Below are 16,735 nucleotides of genomic sequence, written 5' to 3' on the forward strand. Positions count from 1 at the left end.
AATTTGTAAATCTATTTTACAAAGGTATTACAATTATTTTTCCTACACAAATTTTCTATCTGCTATACCTTTGTCTTGTTCAAATAATAGAACAGAGAAAAGATTTTATAAAACAATATTAACAAAATTAAATTTAATTTATTATGAAAAAGTCATTATTCGTAGCTGCTATCGCTGCAATCTCTCTAGTTGCTTGTAAAAAAACTGAAGCTAACTCTACTGAAACTGCTACTGATTCAGTAAACGCTACAGCTGATTCAGCTACAACTGCTATCGATTCTACTGCTAACGCTACTGTTGATACAGTAAAAGCTAACGCTGATGCTGCTAAAGATTCAGTAAAAGCTGACGCTAAAGTAGCTAAAGAAGAAGTAAAAGCTGAAGCTAAGAAAGAAGAAGCTGCTAAGAAATAATTCAAGCAAGCTTTAAAAATAAAAGAACCGCTCACTCAGTGATGCGGTTTTTTTATGCTTTTAAGTGTAAATGATTATTATTTAAATTCTTTTCTGTCTCAATGTTTCATAACAAGTAATTGCAACGGCATTACTCAGATTTAGAGAGTCTATACTGCCTGACATGGGGATAAGCGTGTTTTTTCCTTTCCCGATCCAGAAATCACTCAAACCTGAATGTTCTGTCCCGAATATTACGGCGGATTTCTGCTTAAAATCTCTTGTGTAAAGATCTTTTGAGGTTTCATCCATAATGGTGGTATAAACGTGATAGCCGTTTTTGTTAAGAAATTCTAACGTCTGTTGGTTTTCTGCCTGAAATACCTGCATCCCGAAAAGACAGCCAACACTCGATCGTATAACATTCGGGTTGTAAAAGTCTGTCTTTCCGTCGGAAACGATTAATGCATCAATCCCGAAGGCCTCACAGCTTCTTAAAATGGCACCAAGATTACCGGGCTTTTCTACACCTTCAACAACAATAATGGTAGAATTTTCTTTGGGAGTAAATGAAGATAAATCTGCTGTTTTTGTTTTATAAATCCCGATAATTCCTTCTGAGCTTCCGCGATAAGCTATTTTTTCGTACACTTTGTCGCTTACCAAGTGAATTTTTCCTTGTGGCAATTCTTTCTGAAAGATATTTTCACAGATGAAAAATTCAACGGCTTCGAAACCGAATGTCTGCGCACGCTCATTTTCCTGTTGCCCTTCTACTGCAAAAACATTGGCTTTTTTTCCTAAACCTGTTGTCTGTAAGGAGTTTGGTGATGTATTTTACCTTTTCGTTCTGAAAACTTTCTATTAACATTCCACAAAATTATGTAAAATTATTTTTTAAGAGCATTTAAAAACTGATTTTAGAAAACAAAAAACTCCGAACTATTGAACGGAGTTATTATTTTAGATTTATTCAATTGAGTTGTCCAAGTAGAGCTGAGAATTGTCTATAAGACTTTGTGGGACGTCTTTTTTTGTTTTTAATACCCAGGGATTTTAATTTCTGAGTCTGTATGACAAGATTATCATTTCCTGTGAAAAGCTGTTTGTACGCTTCATTATAAACATTTTTTGCCTGATCAATATTCTTACCCACCTTTTCAAGATTTTCTACAAAACCTACAAATTTATCATAAAGCTTGGCACCTCTATCAGCGATTTCCATGGAATTTTTGTTCTGATATTCACGTTTCCACAGGTCGGCGATCAGTTTTAATGATGTAATCAGATTGCTTGGATTAAGCAGTAGAATTCTTTTTTCATAGGCATAATTCCATAGGTTTTGATCTGCCTGCATAGCTGCAATATACGCCGGCTCACTTGGAATAAACATCATCACAAAATCCAGAGATTTTCCATAATCATCATACGCCTTCTGGCTAAGTTGTGTGATATGATTTTTAATGGAAGATAAATGCTGGTTGAGCTTCATGAGGTAGACATCCTGATCGGTTTCATCCACAAGTTCTGTAAAAGCTGTCAGAGAAACTTTGGAATCGATGATCACATTTCTTTCATCCGGATATTTTACAACAGCATCAGGACGCATTTTTTTTCCTGAAAATTCCGAAAACAAAGCTTTATTGTCTTCATCGCGCAGCTCGTGTTCCAGGAAGTATTCCCTTCCTTTTACAAGGCCTGATTTTTCCAGAATGCTTTCCAGAATCATTTCGCCCCAGTTACCTTGTGTTTTGCTTTCGCCTTTTAAGGCGCGGGTTAGTTTTTTGGCGTCTTCTGAAATCTGCTGATTCAGTTCTGCCAGTTCTTTTACCTTTTCCGCCAGAGAAAAACGTTCTTTATTTTCTTTCTCATAAGCTTCATTGACACGGTTTTTAAGGTCTGTTATTTTTTCCTGAAAAGGTTCTAGAATTGTTTTAAGGTTATTCTGATTTAAAGTGGTGAACTTTTCTGCTTTTTCTTCCAGAATTTTATTGGCAAGATTTTCAAACTGTAATTTAGATTCTTCCTGAATTTTTATTATTTCTTCTTTTTGGGTCTCAAGAGATTTTTGTAAGCTTTCATTAATGGCAGAAAGTTCAGAATTTTTTGCAAAAAGAGATTGCTTGTCATCAGTCAAAGCCTCAATCTGAAGAGCCTGTTTTGAGTTTAATTGTTTTTGTTCAAGAAACTGAGTCTGCAAAGAAGCGTATTCTGCCGAGATTTTCGCAAATTCATTTTTTAGATCATTAAGCAGATCAGATTGTTGCAGATTAAGCTCTTTTTCTTCCCTGAGAGTATTTGTTAATTCATTGATTTTCAGATTTGAATTTTCCAGATCAGAATTGTTTTTAATATATAAATTATTCAGCTCGTTGTAAGAACTTCTTGCTACCATCGAGGATTTTAAGGCAAAATACAGGATGATTGTTCCAATGATTCCTCCTGCAATGCATCCGATAATTAAATAGGTCATCTCCATATTTCAAAATTACAAAAAAGGAAACTTTATTTTTTACGGAAATCCTTAAGTTTTATATTTTCGGTTTTTGTATTGTAAATTCAATTTGTTTTTCGTTATTTCAGGTATTCAAATATTAAAATCAGATTTAATGAAATTTTTAATCTTTTCAGCCATTATGTTTTCAGCTATAGTATCAGGACAGGATTTTGCCAATTACGCAAAATATGAAAAGCAGAATAGTGAAATAGTATCTAAAAATATAGCTCCAAATACGGTTTTCATGGGAGATTCTATTACTGAGGGATGGTTTTCTACAGATCCTGCATTTTTTACGAAAAATAACTTTGTGGGAAGAGGAATCAGCGGTCAGGTGACTTCACAAATGCTTTTGAGATTCAGGGAAGATGTTATTAAACTGAAGCCAAAACGTGTGGTAATTCTTGCGGGGACTAATGATATTGCAGAAAATCAAGGGCCAATTTCTTTGGATAAAGTTTTTGGAAATATTGTTTCTATGGCTGAACTTGCGAAAGCAAATAATATAAAAGTTGTTCTGTGTTCCGTTCTTCCGGCTTATGATTTTGGATGGCGAAAAGATATGCACCCGGCAGAGAAAGTAATTGCCCTCAACAAAATGATTGAGGGCTATGCAAAAAAACAAAATATTCCTTATGTAGATTATCATTCCGAAATGAAAGATGCACGAAACGGACTTGATAAAATTTACACGGAAGACGAAATTCACCCGACTGCAAAAGGCTATGAAAAAATGGAAGCTATATTGATGAAAAAACTGAATAAGAGTTAATTTGAGATTTTACTATTTATGACAATTCTTTGTTAAATTACTGACAAAAGCTTCCAGTATTAGGATTAACTTTTTATTCTTAAAAACTCTTTTGCCAATTCAATCATCTTCGGATCTCCTGTATATTTTCCGTGTTCGTCGGACAGTTTTACAGTAGGGATCCATTCCTTATTGGGGGCTTGAACGCCAATAAGTTTCATTACAATATTCATTGGCTTTAAACCCACATCATTGGTCAGGTTGGTTCCGATTCCGAAAGATACTCCGATTTTACCTTTACAGTAATTGGTGATTTCTTCTACCTTTTCTAGATTTAATCCATCTGAGAAAATAATATATTTAAACAAAGGATTAATACCGTGTTTCTGATAATGAGCGATCGTTTTATCTGCAAATTCGAGAGGGTCACCGCTGTCGTGACGTACACCGTCAAAAAGCTTGGCAAATTTTTTATCAAACTGCTGGAAAAAAACATCTGTTGTGTACGTGTCGGAAAGCGCAACTCCCAAATCGCCTCTGTAAACGTCTACCCAATGTTCTAGGGCCAGTTCGTTGGCCATTTTGAAACCATATTCCGCGGCATGGAACATGAACCATTCGTGGGCATGCGTACCAATAGGCTTTACACCATATTTCATGGCGAAATGAACATTTGAACTTCCGATAAAAGTAGAGTCTTTTTTCTGTGTCAGCGTTTCCATCACCAGGTTTTGCACTTTATAAGAATGTCTTCTGCGGGTACCGAATTCAGCAAAATTTACTCCTAATTTAGCAAGAGTTTCCGTCTTTTCAGATGTTTTACTGATTACCGCTTCGTTGGAATCTCTCTCCATATGGTTCATTTCGTAATGGAGTTCACTGATAAGGGCGAGCAAAGGAACTTCCCAAAGAATTGTTCTGTACCAAAGCCCTTCCACGATTACCGACAAATCATTTCCTTCCTGGTGAATCTTTACTTCAGACGGATCATAGTGATAGCCTTCCAGGAAATCCAGATAAGGAAGATCAATGTAAGGACAAGTCTTCGCCATGAATTTTTTCTCTTCTTTGGTAAGTTTCAGTTCGGCCATTTTATTTACTGCTTCTCTCAAGGCAAGATCAAAACCTTCAGGAAACTGATGTTTTCCCCTGTTGATAAATTCATATTTTACTATTGTGCCTGGGAATAATTTTACCACGGCATTCTGCATGGTTATTTTGTAAAAGTCATTATCCAGAATAGAATTCAATCGTACGATATGCATAATTGTGTAATTTATACGCAAATTTAATTATAAAAAATAAAATCACCTAAATGTAAGGTGATTTTTTTAATTTTTCTGTCAAAATATTACTTGCCAAGGTAAGAATTGTACATCCATACTTCTTTTTCCTGTTCTGTGATATAGTCGCTCATCTGGGAGTTGGTGCCTTCGTCTCCGGCTTTTTCTGTAATGTCTAAAAGTTCTCTCTGTAGATCGATCACAACTTTAAATGAATTTAAAATATTTTCCACACTTTTAGTTCCGTCGCTTACTTCCTGGCTTTCCTTAATGGTAGCTACTTTCAGATAATCTGAATAGTTGTGTGCCGGCGTTGCACCTAATGTTAAAATTCTTTCTGCAATTTCGTCGATTTTTAAAACCAGACTGTTGTACAGCTCCTCAAATTTCGGATGCAGGGTGAAAAACTGATCTCCTTTTATATTCCAGTGTGAGCCTCTTGTATTTTGATAGAACACGGAATAGTTGGCCAATAGAATATTTAGTTTTTCTGAAATTTTTTTTGCAGTCGTCTTCGTTAAGACCGATAATGTTCGCATTTTTCATATTATTTCGTAGTTTATTTCTATAACAAATTTAAGTAAATATTATACCGAAATCAAGCAAATGTAATTGATGATAGCTATTGCAAAATTTTTTAAATAAGTTTACCTATTATTGTAGCTAAGAAAATTAATGCTATGTTGAAATATAAGATTTTGGCGGTCATAATAGTTGTTGTATATTTTTTTCAGACTTTCTTCATTTCTTTTGGCGGAATTGGTGCTGACAGTCTTTCGTATTTTGGAATTGCCGCGGATCTTCCTCACCCTGAAACCAATCTTTTCCCTTTGGGATATCCTATTATGTTGAGGATGGTTCATTTTTTATCTCAAGATTACTTCTGGGCTTCAAAGATTCTGAACGGATTATTTTCAGTTATCATTTTATTATTTTCTTATTATAAAAAATTTTATTTCCGAGAGACGGTTCTGCTCTTCGCGGGAAAGACATTTTATTTTGCCTTTTTTGGTGCCATGTCAGAAGGTCCTTTTATTTTCTTCATGTATTTCTTATTTTATTTTTTACATCAGCTATTTTCTGAAAATAAAAATCTGTACATCAATGCTGTAGGAGCATCAGTGGTAATGATCTGTATATTTTTTACCAGATATTCAGGGATTTATATTTACGCGGCAGTTGCATTATTTGCTTTCCTTTTCTTTTTTAAATTAAAAGAAAAACCGTATTCTAAGGCTTTATTGTTGTTTCTTGTTATTTCCGGATTGGGAATAGGAGGATATCTTTTATTCAATTATCTGCATTTTGGAAGTTTTACCGGGGAAGGTCTGAGGGGGGAAAGCCGGTGATCATTCTTTTATACAATTAATAAGAAACTTGTTTGGTCTTGTAAATGCTGTTGATCCTTTTATCGCAATAAAACCGATTTCCAGTAGCTTCGGAAGTATGGCTTTTCAGTCTATAGTTTTTATTATTGACTTGTTTATTTTTCGTTATCTGCTTCAATATTATAAAAAGGCAAAGGACACTTCATTGTATTACTTTCATATTCTTTTATGGATTATGGCAGGATTTTATGGTGTTGCATTGTTGATTTCGGGATGGTTTCAGCAAATTGAAGAAATGGGAGTAAGGCTTATGGCTGCTTCTAATTTTTGCCTTTTCTTTTCATTTCTCATTTTATATTTCCAGAAGAATAGTTCGGATAAACTGATTTGGAGAGTGAACTGTTTCTTTTTCGTTTTTCTTGTTTTATATGGTTTAAAGGATCCGGGTAATTATCTGGAAAATAAGGATAAGATTGAACCTCAAATGTCTAAGTTTACTAACAAGAAATACCTTTATAATAATGAAAAAAATCTTGTAACGGTTACGACCTATTATTTTCCATTAATCAATAAGTCTTTCAAATACAATCATACCAATAACCAGAAAGGTAAACTTAAAGAAAGTATTGCCGGAACGCTAAATCCTAAAATAAAATGGATAAAAGAAGATACCGTTCGGGATAAGTCTACAGTTTTGTACACTTCACAACTGAAGCTTAATTGACTGATTAAAAACTGATTTCATTTAAGCTCCTTATTGATGAGTTATTGTCGATTAAAATTTAATAAAAGATTATATTTCTACATAACTGCTTGTTAATTAAAAAAATATTATTATTTTTGCACCCTAAAATAAAAAGCAATTAAATGCCTACTATTCAACAATTAGTAAGAAAAGGAAGAGCCACGCTTGCCAAGAAGAGCAAATCGGCTGCCCTTGATTCTTGTCCACAAAGACGTGGTGTATGTACGAGAGTATATACTACTACACCGAAGAAACCTAACTCTGCACTTAGAAAAGTTGCAAGGGTAAGACTTTCTAACGGTAAAGAAGTTAACGCCTACATCCCGGGCGAAGGACATAATCTTCAGGAGCACTCGATAGTATTGGTGAGAGGCGGAAGGGTGAAAGACCTACCGGGAGTACGTTACCACATCGTAAGAGGTGCATTAGACACTGCAGGTGTAAATGGAAGAACACAGAGAAGATCTAAGTATGGAGCTAAGAGACCTAAGCCAGGTCAGGCACCTGCTGCACCAGCTAAAGGAAAGAAAAAATAATCATTAAATAAGGTACAGAAACAATGAGAAAGACAAAAGCGAAAAAAAGACCGTTGTTACCAGATCCGAAGTTTAATGATCAATTGGTAACAAGATTCGTAAATAACTTAATGCTTGACGGTAAGAAGTCAATCGCATTCAAAATTTTCTATGATGCATTAGATATCGTAGAAACTAAAAAAGGAGATACGGAAAAAACAGCCCTTGAAATCTGGAAAGATGCATTAACTAACGTAATGCCTCACGTAGAAGTACGTTCCAGAAGAGTAGGTGGAGCAAACTTCCAGATCCCGATGCCAATCAGAGCTGACAGAAAAATTTCTATGGCAATGAAATGGTTAATCAAATATTCTAAAGCTAGAAATGATAAGTCTATGGCTTTGAAATTGGCTAACGAAGTTGTAGCTGCTTCAAGAGAAGAAGGTGCAGCTTTCAAAAAGAAATCTGATACTCACAAAATGGCGGAAGCGAACAAAGCGTTTTCACACTTCAAATTCTAATCTGAAATGGGAAGAGATCTTAAATTTACAAGAAATATTGGTATTGCTGCTCACATCGATGCAGGGAAGACTACCACTACAGAAAGGATTTTATTCTATACAGGGGTAAACCACAAAATTGGAGAGGTTCACGATGGTGCTTCTACAATGGACTGGATGGAGCAGGAAGCTGAAAGAGGTATTACCATTACTTCTGCTGCAACTACTTGTTCTTGGAACTTTCCAACAGATCAGGGTAAAAAATTACCTGAAACAAAACCTTACCACTTCAACATCATCGATACACCGGGACACGTTGACTTCACTGTAGAAGTAAACAGATCTTTGAGAGTATTGGACGGATTGGTATTCCTTTTCTCTGCCGTAGACGGTGTAGAGCCTCAGTCTGAAACCAACTGGAGACTTGCTGACAACTACAAAGTTGCGAGAATGGGATTCGTAAACAAAATGGACAGACAGGGTGCTGACTTCTTGAACGTTGTAAAACAAGTAAAGGAAATGTTAGGATCTAATGCAGTTCCAATCGTTTTACCAATCGGTGCTGAAGAAGATTTCAAAGGGGTTGTAGACTTAATCAAAAACAGAGCGATCATCTGGGATGAAGCAGGACAAGGTGCTACTTATGAAGTAGTTCCAATTCCGGAAGACATGAAAGATGAAGTTCTTGAATATAGAGAGAAATTAGTAGAAGCTGTTGCTGATTATGATGAAACTTTGATGGAGAAATTCTTCGAAGATCCGGATTCAATTTCTGAAGAGGAAATCAACGAAGCACTTAGAAAAGCGACTATCGACCTTTCTATCATCCCAATGACTTGTGGATCTTCTTTCAAAAACAAAGGAGTACAGTTCATGCTTGATGCTGTTTGTAAATATCTTCCTTCTCCACTGGATAAGGATAATATCGCAGGTACAGACCCAAGAACTGACGCTGAAATCGAAAGAAAACCATCTGTGGATGAGCCATTCGCTGCATTAGCTTTCAAAATTGCTACTGACCCATTCGTAGGTAGATTGGCATTCTTCAGAGCTTATTCAGGTAGATTGGATGCCGGTTCTTATGTTCTTAACACAAGATCAGGAAACAAAGAAAGAATTTCCAGAATCTATCAGATGCACGCAAACAAACAAAACCCGGTTGAATATATTGAAGCTGGAGATATTGGTGCTGCTGTAGGATTTAAAGATATCAAAACAGGGGATACATTATCTGATGAAAAGAACCCAATCGTTCTTGAATCTATGATCTTCCCGGATCCGGTAATCGGTATCGCTGTTGAGCCTAAAACGAAAGCTGACCAGGATAAAATGGGTAACGCTCTTGCTAAATTGGCAGAAGAAGACCCAACGTTCCAGGTTAAAACTGACGAGGCTTCAGGACAGACAATCATCTCTGGTATGGGTGAGCTTCACTTGGATATCATCGTAGACCGTATGAGAAGAGAGTTTAAAGTTGAAGTTAATCAAGGACAGCCACAGGTAGAATACAAAGAAGCACTTACACAAACTGCCAACCACAGAGAGGTTTACAAAAAACAATCCGGAGGTAGAGGTAAGTTCGCAGATATCGTATTTACAATTGGTCCTGCAGACGAAGGTAAAACAGGTCTTGAATTCATCAATGAAATTAAAGGTGGTAATATTCCTAAAGAATTTATCCCTTCAGTTGAAAAAGGATTCAGAGAAGCGATGAAAAACGGTCCATTGGCCGGATTCGAAGTTGAATCAATGAAAATCGTATTGAAAGACGGATCTTACCACCAGGTTGACTCGGATCAGCTATCTTTCGAATTAGCAGCTAAAATGGGATTCAAAGAATCTGGTAGAGCAGCTAAAGCGGTGATCATGGAACCAATTATGAAACTGGAAGTAGTAACTCCGGAAGAATATATGGGGGATATCGTGGGTGACCTTAACAGAAGAAGAGGTACTGTAAACGGTATGGATGATAGAAACAATGCTAAAGTTATTAAAGCTTTTGTTCCGTTATCTGAAATGTTTGGTTATGTAACTTCTCTTAGAACATTATCTTCAGGTAGAGCAACATCTTCTATGGAATTCGAGAAATACGAAGCTGCTCCTTCAAACGTTGCTGAAGATGTAATCGCTAAGGCTAAAGGTTAATATTAAATTAGATTAAAATGTCACAAAGAATCAGAATAAAACTTAAATCTTACGATTACAACCTGGTAGATAAATCTGCAGAGAAAATCGTAAAAACGGTAAAGGCTACCGGTGCTGTTGTAAACGGACCAATTCCATTACCAACAAACAAGAGAATCTTCACTGTGTTGAGATCTCCACACGTAAACAAGAAAGCAAGAGAGCAGTTCCAATTATCAGCTCACAAGAGATTGATGGATATCTACTCTTCTTCTTCTAAAACGGTTGATGCTCTAATGAAATTAGAACTTCCTTCTGGTGTAGACGTAGAAATTAAAGTGTGATAATTGCCTGAGACCTAAAGTCTTTAACGCAAATCAACTTTGCTATGATAATAAATCCCTTTTCGAAAGAAGAGGGATTTTTTTATTACCTTAAGCTTCAATTATATTGATTTTAATTAACTTAGACTACGAAACTCTGCTTTTCGGCGGAATTTTTGATGCTGATTCATTGTAAAAAAAAGAACAAAATGTCTAAAACAAATCAAAGTGTATTTGAAAGATTTTCAAATTGGGCGACAAAATTCACAGGAAGTTCTTATGCCTTTATAGGAGCAACAATCATAGTTGTCTTATGGGCTGTAACCGGCCCGGTCTTCAAATACTCCGAAACATGGCAACTCGTCATTAATACCGGAACGACGATCATCACTTTCCTTATGGTCTTCCTGATACAGAAGGCTCAGAATAAAGATTCAAAAGCAATCCAGATCAAATTAAATGAATTGATTGCGGCCAATGAGAAAGCCAGCAACAGAATTGTTGATATTGAAGATTTAACGGAAAAAGAACTCGATCAGCTTCACTGCTATTATGAGAAACTGGCAGATTTTGCCGAAGAAGATTATGATATTCATTCATCACATTCCATTGATGCTGCACAAAGAAATCAGGATCATAAGGATCGGCTTTTCAGAAAAAAGCATGAAGAGTGGCTACAGGAACAAAATCAAAAAAAGGAATCAATTTGATTCCTTTTTTTATTTAAATTACTTCATAAAAAAGCTAAAATAAGTGCAGCTTCCTAATAGGTCTTTCGCAGTTTCCGTATCTGCATATTGAGATTTTAGCATCGCAAAATAGGTTCTGTATTTCTGATTTTTTATCTGATCAAGATGAGCCTGGTAAGCATCACTTTTTTTCACTGTATTTAGGATCAGAGTAATCGACTTTTGAAGGATTTTTAGCTTCATACTGATAATATTTCCCCTGTTCTGCACTTGCCATCTGGAATAAAATTCTTGCTTTCTGTTCTTTATTGGCTGAAAGGTTTAATGCTTTCTTGTAATAATCGATGGACAAGTCAAAATTATCCGGTTCGATATAAGTTCTGTCCAGGAAATTTTTATAATAATATTGATAAGGATTTTTATGGTCTGTACTTTGGAAATCATATTTTCCGCCGTTTGTGTTATCTATATCCATCACAAAAAGTTGTCGGTAATATCCTAAAATAGAAGTGTTGTAAAGAAGGTTTCCAATAAGCTGATTGGCTGCCGCAGCGGTTTGATTTTTTCCTTCACCGATCTTCTTTAACTGGATTAAAGCTTCTGATAATTCCAATTTATCCATAGTAGGTTTTATAAACGGAAATGCTGAGTAATCTTCTTTTTTCATGCTTTCTTCCGGCGAACTCTGGAAACTTTCCCAAACGTTATGTCCAAAAACAAGATCAGAAATATTACTGAATCCATTGTATGCTCCCGGAGAATATTTCAGAACAGTGACTTTTTTCTCATCATAGTTCCATTCAGATCTTGGAATTCCCGAAAAGTTTTGTGCCTTCGCGTAGTACGATTTTGCTTTGTCAAAATCTGCCTGTCTCATCGCTCTGTCGCCATAGATCACGGCAAAGAACGCATCAATATTTCCTACGTCATTAATGTTTTTAGCAATAATTTCCTGTTCAAATTGTGTCTTATTGGGCTTTCTGTAAAAATCTTCCACACTTTTCACCAGGCTTGAATTCGGATTGTATTGAAGATCAGAAAGTTTATTATTCATAAGGAAAGACTTTCCGTCTTCACCCTGAAGGAAATAACGGTTTGCCAGAACGTCTTTAAGAAAATCTGCCGTAGAAGGAACTTCACCATAATAATCATACTCATCTGTTTCAGCACTGTCTTTTTTCGCAGCGGGTTTTTCAATAAAATATTCAGGATAGTCTTTCATTAAATGATCTTCGTATTCTGCGTCGATTTTCGGCTGTGAAACAATATCATTCAGCACCTTCATCCTTTTGATCTCTTCCAGATATTCAGGATTATTGGTTTTTATATTTTCTAAAATTTCGGTGCTGGATGTATAATCTTTTTTCAGGAATTTTAAATAAGCATCCGCAATCTGCCAATATTCATCTTTGGATTTTTCTTTTGCTTTTGAGGTGAATTTTTCCAGGTCATCCAGAAAATCCTTGGTTTTGTCATCATACCAGTAATTGTTTTTTGAGAAGACCGGAATTCTGTTTGGATTTTCGAGAAGTTCATCGTCGCTCTGATCAGCTTTGCTGTCACCGGAACTTTTATCTTTCTTGCTGCTGAAAAGATTTTTAAAGAACCGGATAATCTTCTGCCAGAAAGAAAGCTCTTCTTTTTTTAGTTTCGGTGGGTTCTGCTTTACTTTGACCCGATCCGGAATCGGTTGCGTTTCTTTCTGCACTTACATTGTTATCATCTGAATAATAGTAAATCGGAAGATAACTCCTTTCAAGCTCGTTGATACTTCTTACCGCCATTACTTTCAGAATTTCTGAATCAGGGTTGATCTCATACATTTTTTCCATGACAGGAATAGGGTTGTTGAAATCTTCATAACCTAAAAGAAAGTAGGCCATATTTTTGTCTTCGTTTGTTGCCGCACGTTTCAAAATATTATTGAAAGATGCCGTATCCGAAAGTTTCATCGATACAAAAGCAGATTCCTTACGGCTTTTACTGTCTTTGAAAACCTGAAAGAAATTCCAGTTCGCTTCACTGTTCATTCCTAAACCTCTCTGCGCTCCTGCGAGCTGGTCAAGTGCCATAATGTAGGGGGGCGCCTTTCAATCTTAAAGGTTCTACGTACGTTTTGAAAGCTTTCAGCGCTACGTCATAATTTCTTGTATAATGATTAAACCTGACAAGCTGGTAGCCATATCTCTGCTTAATTTCGGGGTTTTTTGTAGCGTTGTATAGTGATGTAAGTGCAGAAATTGTTTTGTTGTAATCAAGATTAGTCGCATTTTTTCCTGTTCCCGGCTCCGGGTGATAATAAAATGAATCTCCACTTTCGATATAGTTGATCTTCATATAAGGTTCAAGATATTTTGCTTCTATCAGATAATCGATTCCTTCACGGTATTTGTTATAAAATCCGGGTCCTAATGTTACCAAAAGCTGGTTGGTAGGAGTTCCTTTTTTTAAAGCGTTAAGATCATTAATATTCATCTTGTTTACCAGATATTCCGTCTGGGAATAACTAAGCTGATTATTAAAATATCTTTTCCAAGAATCAATATTTTCATCAGGAATGGCGGAAGATTTAAAATCCGTATAAAATCTTGTTGAATAGCTGTGAAGAAAAGGCAGATAAGATTTATCTTTGATAATACTTTGGGTAAAAAGATTAAAATACTCATAATCCGGATCCGACCATGCGCAGGCCTCAGATTTGGTATAAAAAAAGCGAAAAAAACCGCAAGCGAAAGAAAGTACTTTTTCATTTTATGATGGTGTTTTTAGTTGACAATTTTAATGAGTCTATAATTATAATTTTAAAAATTAAAATTCTGTCCTGTAACAAATTTACTGTCTAATTGATAATAAATGATGTTGAAATGCTGTATTTTTTTCTCCAGGAAACTGATCACCTCTGTAAGTTGTTGTTGCGAGACTGATTCAATTTTGATCCTGAAACCTTTATTCATATAATTTCCGAAATAGAAGCCGTCTTTAAGTATTTCAATTTCATTGTCTGAAATCTTTTTAAAGTTTGCGTTTTCAAGATCTTTTTCAGATAAAGCATTGATGAGCTTGTGCTTTCCGAGATAATTGGTTACAATTCCCCAGGAATATATCGGAAGGGCAACGTCGATTTTCTTAATGGGATATTCATCAATATTTTTTAGATAGCTTTTCAGTGTATTTACATCAAGAATTGAGTTTTTATCAGAATTCTCCAAAGGCGACGACGTAGAATAGCACATAAGGTACACTTTCTCCACCGGAGGAATTCCTGTCAGTGCCTTATCCTTAACTTGGTGAAGTCGCAACGTGCAGGTAATTTCTTTCCCTGAAATTTTTTTTAATTCTTTTAAAAATTTGAAATAATCATCCCTGGTTCCGGCAGTCCAGTCGCAGTCGATTTGGATTTCCGGCGCGGTATTCAAATGATATTCTGATTTTTTTTTGTTGATAAGTTCACTGATGCTCTTGGCCAGAAATGTAATTTCATCGTTTTTTATATAAAGAAATGTCCGGTTGGTAATGAAAACAACAGGAACAATTTTTTGACTGAGGTTGAAACTGGTGTCTTTGATAATGACGCCTATGGGCTGAAACTTTCCACTTGATTTGTCTACATCAAAAAATCTTGTGTAGAGCAATGGAAGAGTGGTTTTATTCAAAACTTCTTTTTCTTTGGTGTTAATTGAAAGTTTTGTTTTCCAATAGTAAAACGTGTATGGATGATCTTCTTTTTTATTGCATGAAATAATCAGCAGAAAGATCCATAAAAGCTTAAGAGTTTTCATTAACGGTCTTTAGCGTTTACAGTTGATGTTGGGTTTGATTTCCGGACGAGAAGTGGAGTGTCACAATAATCTGCTATTAATGACTTCATGGAACAATTCTCTATTTTCATAAGGCTATTAAATGAAATTTAAAAATACCTTATCAAAAATTAAACCGCAAATTATGGTACATGAACCATAACAGAAAATGAAATCGGATGTGATTTTGTTTTTTGAATTAAATATTAATTGATCTTTTAGGTTTATATTACATAATTACTCATTATGAATGCTTTAAATTTTTACGATAAAGAAAGAACCAGATAAAATATATAGTTTGTTCGTGGTTTTTATTATTCATTCAGATTTCGTTCATTTATTTTCTCGGAATTCTGCAAAAATGATCTAAATGATTAAAAATCAAAATATTTACTACAAATATTTGTCAGATTAAATTTTATTCATAAATTTGCACACTCATTTTAGGGACGTAGTATGCCTACATCAAACGTAGAAATTACTTCAGACTTCCTGAAAAAGGTGATAAATAAAGGATAAATTTTATTATAATATAAACAATGTCAGGTATTATTGGTAAAAAAATCGGTATGACATCTTTGTTTAACGAAGAAGGGAAAAACATTCCTTGTACAGTTATTCAAGCTGGTCCGTGCTCGGTTTTACAGGTCAGAACCATTGAAAAAGACGGTTATAAGTCAGTTCAGTTAGGTTTCGATGACAAGAGTGAGAAGAACGTTGGTAAAGCGTTAGCTGGCCATTTTAAAAAGGCTGGTTCTGCTCCTAAAGCTAAATTGGTAGAATTCTACAGAGAATTCGTTGATGAAGTAAAAGTAGGAGAGGAAGTAAAAGTAGACTTGTTCAACGAGGGAGAATTCGTAGACGTAACAGGTACTTCTAAAGGTAAAGGTTTCCAGGGTGTTGTTAAAAGACATGGCTTTGGAGGTGTAATGCAGGCAACTCATGGTCAGCACAACAGACTTAGAGCTCCAGGTTCTATCGGTGCTGGATCAGACCCTTCAAGAGTATTCAAAGGGATGAGAATGGCTGGAAGAATGGGAGGTAAGCAGGTAACTGTTCAAAACCTTCAGGTATTAAAAGTGGATCAAGAACAAAATCTTTTAGTAGTAAAAGGTGCTGTTCCGGGAGCTAAAAAATTCTTATGTAATTATCAGAAAATGGAACTAGTAGTATTAAATACATCAGGAAAAGAGACCGGACGAAAAGTAACTCTAGACGAAACAGTATTCGGAATTGAGCCAAATCAGCACGCGGTTTACTTAGAAGTTAAACAGTACCTTGCTGCACAAAGACAAGGAACTCATAAAGCAAAAGAAAGAAGCGAAATTACTGCTTCTACTAAAAAACTTAAGAAGCAAAAAGGATCTGGTTCTGCTAGATACGGGGATATCAAATCTCCAACTTTCAGAGGTGGAGGTAGAGTATTCGGACCAAAACCGAGAGACTACAGATTCAAATTGAACAAAGCTCTTAAGAGATTAGCTAAAAAATCTGTTTTATCTCAGAAAATGAGAGATAACAGCATCAGAGTTTTAGAAGATGTGAGCCTTAATGCTCCTAAAACTAAAGATTTCATTACTTTATTAGATGCATTAACATTGAACGGTAAAAAATCTTTGTTTATTCTTCCTGAAGCTAACAAGAATGTGTATTTATCTTCAAGAAACTTACCTAAAACTAAAGTAATGAACTTCAACGAAGTAAGCTCTTACGATTTAGTAAATGCAGGTGAGATCGTATTCTTCGAAGGTGCAGTTGAAAAAATTCCAGGAAAATTTAAAGAAATAAATC

Annotated in this window: 15 protein-coding genes and 5 pseudogenes; 11 read left to right on the forward strand and 9 right to left on the reverse strand. The window is 35.4% G+C overall.

Translation table 11 applies throughout. From position 1 onward, the window contains the following. Positions 1-143 precede the first annotated feature (143 nt). Positions 144-413, forward strand: coding sequence for a hypothetical protein (locus AAHI02_RS14935; protein WP_346983928.1), 270 nt, complete (start codon positions 144-146; stop codon positions 411-413). A gap of 81 nt (positions 414-494) precedes the next feature. Here the strand turns inward: AAHI02_RS14935 and AAHI02_RS14940 are convergent. Both AAHI02_RS14940 and rmuC read right to left on the reverse strand, forming a co-directional pair. Next, positions 495-1,263: pseudogene (locus tag AAHI02_RS14940) on the reverse strand (RNA methyltransferase). Positions 1,264-1,361: 98 nt separating this feature from the next. Next, positions 1,362-2,865 (reverse strand): annotated as a pseudogene (rmuC, locus tag AAHI02_RS14945) (DNA recombination protein RmuC). 136 nt (positions 2,866-3,001) lie between these two features. On the opposite strand from rmuC, the gene AAHI02_RS14950 reads away from it, so the two are divergent. After that, complete coding sequence (locus AAHI02_RS14950) at positions 3,002-3,661, forward strand: SGNH/GDSL hydrolase family protein (RefSeq protein ID WP_346983929.1); 660 nt, start codon at positions 3,002-3,004, stop codon at positions 3,659-3,661. A 65-nt stretch (positions 3,662-3,726) separates the two neighbouring features. Here AAHI02_RS14950 and pncB read toward each other — a convergent pair whose 3' ends face one another. Together pncB and AAHI02_RS14960 are read right to left on the reverse strand one after the other, a co-directional pair. After that, positions 3,727-4,905 (reverse strand): nicotinate phosphoribosyltransferase, encoded by a 1,179-nt coding sequence (pncB, locus tag AAHI02_RS14955; RefSeq protein ID WP_346983930.1) that lies wholly within the window; start codon positions 4,903-4,905, stop codon positions 3,727-3,729. Between the two features lie 86 nt (positions 4,906-4,991). Continuing rightward, positions 4,992-5,469, reverse strand: a pseudogene (locus AAHI02_RS14960) (Dps family protein). 134 nt (positions 5,470-5,603) lie between these two features. Here AAHI02_RS14960 and AAHI02_RS14965 point away from each other — a divergent pair. The 7 genes from AAHI02_RS14965 to AAHI02_RS14995 all read left to right on the forward strand — a co-directional run bounded on the left by AAHI02_RS14965 (position 5,604) and on the right by AAHI02_RS14995 (position 11,168). After that, positions 5,604-6,272 (forward strand): hypothetical protein, encoded by a 669-nt coding sequence (locus tag AAHI02_RS14965; protein WP_346983931.1) that lies wholly within the window; start codon positions 5,604-5,606, stop codon positions 6,270-6,272. Between the two features lie 28 nt (positions 6,273-6,300). Further along, positions 6,301-6,975, forward strand: coding sequence for a hypothetical protein (locus tag AAHI02_RS14970; protein ID WP_346983932.1), 675 nt, complete (start codon positions 6,301-6,303; stop codon positions 6,973-6,975). A 143-nt stretch (positions 6,976-7,118) separates the two neighbouring features. Beyond that, on the forward strand, positions 7,119-7,532 hold the full coding sequence (gene rpsL / locus AAHI02_RS14975) for a 30S ribosomal protein S12 (protein WP_027381287.1): 414 nt from the start codon (positions 7,119-7,121) through the stop codon (positions 7,530-7,532). 23 nt (positions 7,533-7,555) lie between these two features. Then, positions 7,556-8,032 (forward strand): 30S ribosomal protein S7, encoded by a 477-nt coding sequence (gene rpsG / locus AAHI02_RS14980; protein ID WP_042722989.1) that lies wholly within the window; start codon positions 7,556-7,558, stop codon positions 8,030-8,032. A 6-nt stretch (positions 8,033-8,038) separates the two neighbouring features. Continuing rightward, positions 8,039-10,156, forward strand: a complete 2,118-nt coding sequence (gene fusA, locus AAHI02_RS14985; protein ID WP_346983933.1) for an elongation factor G — start codon at positions 8,039-8,041, stop codon at positions 10,154-10,156. Positions 10,157-10,173: 17 nt separating this feature from the next. Next, positions 10,174-10,479 carry a 30S ribosomal protein S10 gene (rpsJ, locus tag AAHI02_RS14990; protein WP_002661363.1) on the forward strand — a complete coding sequence of 102 codons (306 nt, stop codon included), beginning with the start codon at positions 10,174-10,176 and terminating at the stop codon, positions 10,477-10,479. Positions 10,480-10,667: 188 nt separating this feature from the next. Next, positions 10,668-11,168 carry a low affinity iron permease family protein gene (locus AAHI02_RS14995; RefSeq protein ID WP_346983934.1) on the forward strand — a complete coding sequence of 167 codons (501 nt, stop codon included), beginning with the start codon at positions 10,668-10,670 and terminating at the stop codon, positions 11,166-11,168. Positions 11,169-11,186: 18 nt separating this feature from the next. Here AAHI02_RS14995 and AAHI02_RS15000 read toward each other — a convergent pair whose 3' ends face one another. From AAHI02_RS15000 to AAHI02_RS15020, 5 genes are all read right to left on the reverse strand, one after another. Continuing rightward, complete coding sequence (locus AAHI02_RS15000; protein ID WP_346983935.1) at positions 11,187-11,342, reverse strand: hypothetical protein; 156 nt, start codon at positions 11,340-11,342, stop codon at positions 11,187-11,189. Further along, positions 11,329-12,855: a hypothetical protein gene (locus AAHI02_RS15005; protein ID WP_346983936.1), complete on the reverse strand. Its 1,527-nt coding sequence runs from the start codon at positions 12,853-12,855 to the stop codon at positions 11,329-11,331. Before AAHI02_RS15005 ends, AAHI02_RS15000 begins: the two co-directional genes overlap by 14 nt. Then, complete coding sequence (locus AAHI02_RS15010) at positions 12,746-13,219, reverse strand: hypothetical protein (RefSeq protein WP_346983937.1); 474 nt, start codon at positions 13,217-13,219, stop codon at positions 12,746-12,748. Before AAHI02_RS15010 ends, AAHI02_RS15005 begins: the two co-directional genes overlap by 110 nt. Next, positions 13,209-13,622, reverse strand: a complete 414-nt coding sequence (locus AAHI02_RS15015) for a hypothetical protein (RefSeq protein WP_346983938.1) — start codon at positions 13,620-13,622, stop codon at positions 13,209-13,211. Before AAHI02_RS15015 ends, AAHI02_RS15010 begins: the two co-directional genes overlap by 11 nt. Before the next feature lie 326 nt (positions 13,623-13,948). Then, positions 13,949-14,926, reverse strand: a complete 978-nt coding sequence (locus tag AAHI02_RS15020) for a hypothetical protein (RefSeq protein ID WP_346983939.1) — start codon at positions 14,924-14,926, stop codon at positions 13,949-13,951. Between the two features lie 557 nt (positions 14,927-15,483). Between AAHI02_RS15020 and rplC the strand changes: the two are divergent. Then, a pseudogene (gene rplC, locus AAHI02_RS15025) lies at positions 15,484-16,111 on the forward strand (50S ribosomal protein L3). After that, positions 16,102-16,732: pseudogene (gene rplD / locus AAHI02_RS15030) on the forward strand (50S ribosomal protein L4). Before rplC ends, rplD begins: the two co-directional pseudogenes overlap by 10 nt. Positions 16,733-16,735: the final 3 nt, after the last annotated feature.

Origin of the sequence: Chryseobacterium sp. POE27, from assembly GCF_039727685.1 — a bacterium.
Lineage (GTDB): Bacteria > Bacteroidota > Bacteroidia > Flavobacteriales > Weeksellaceae > Chryseobacterium.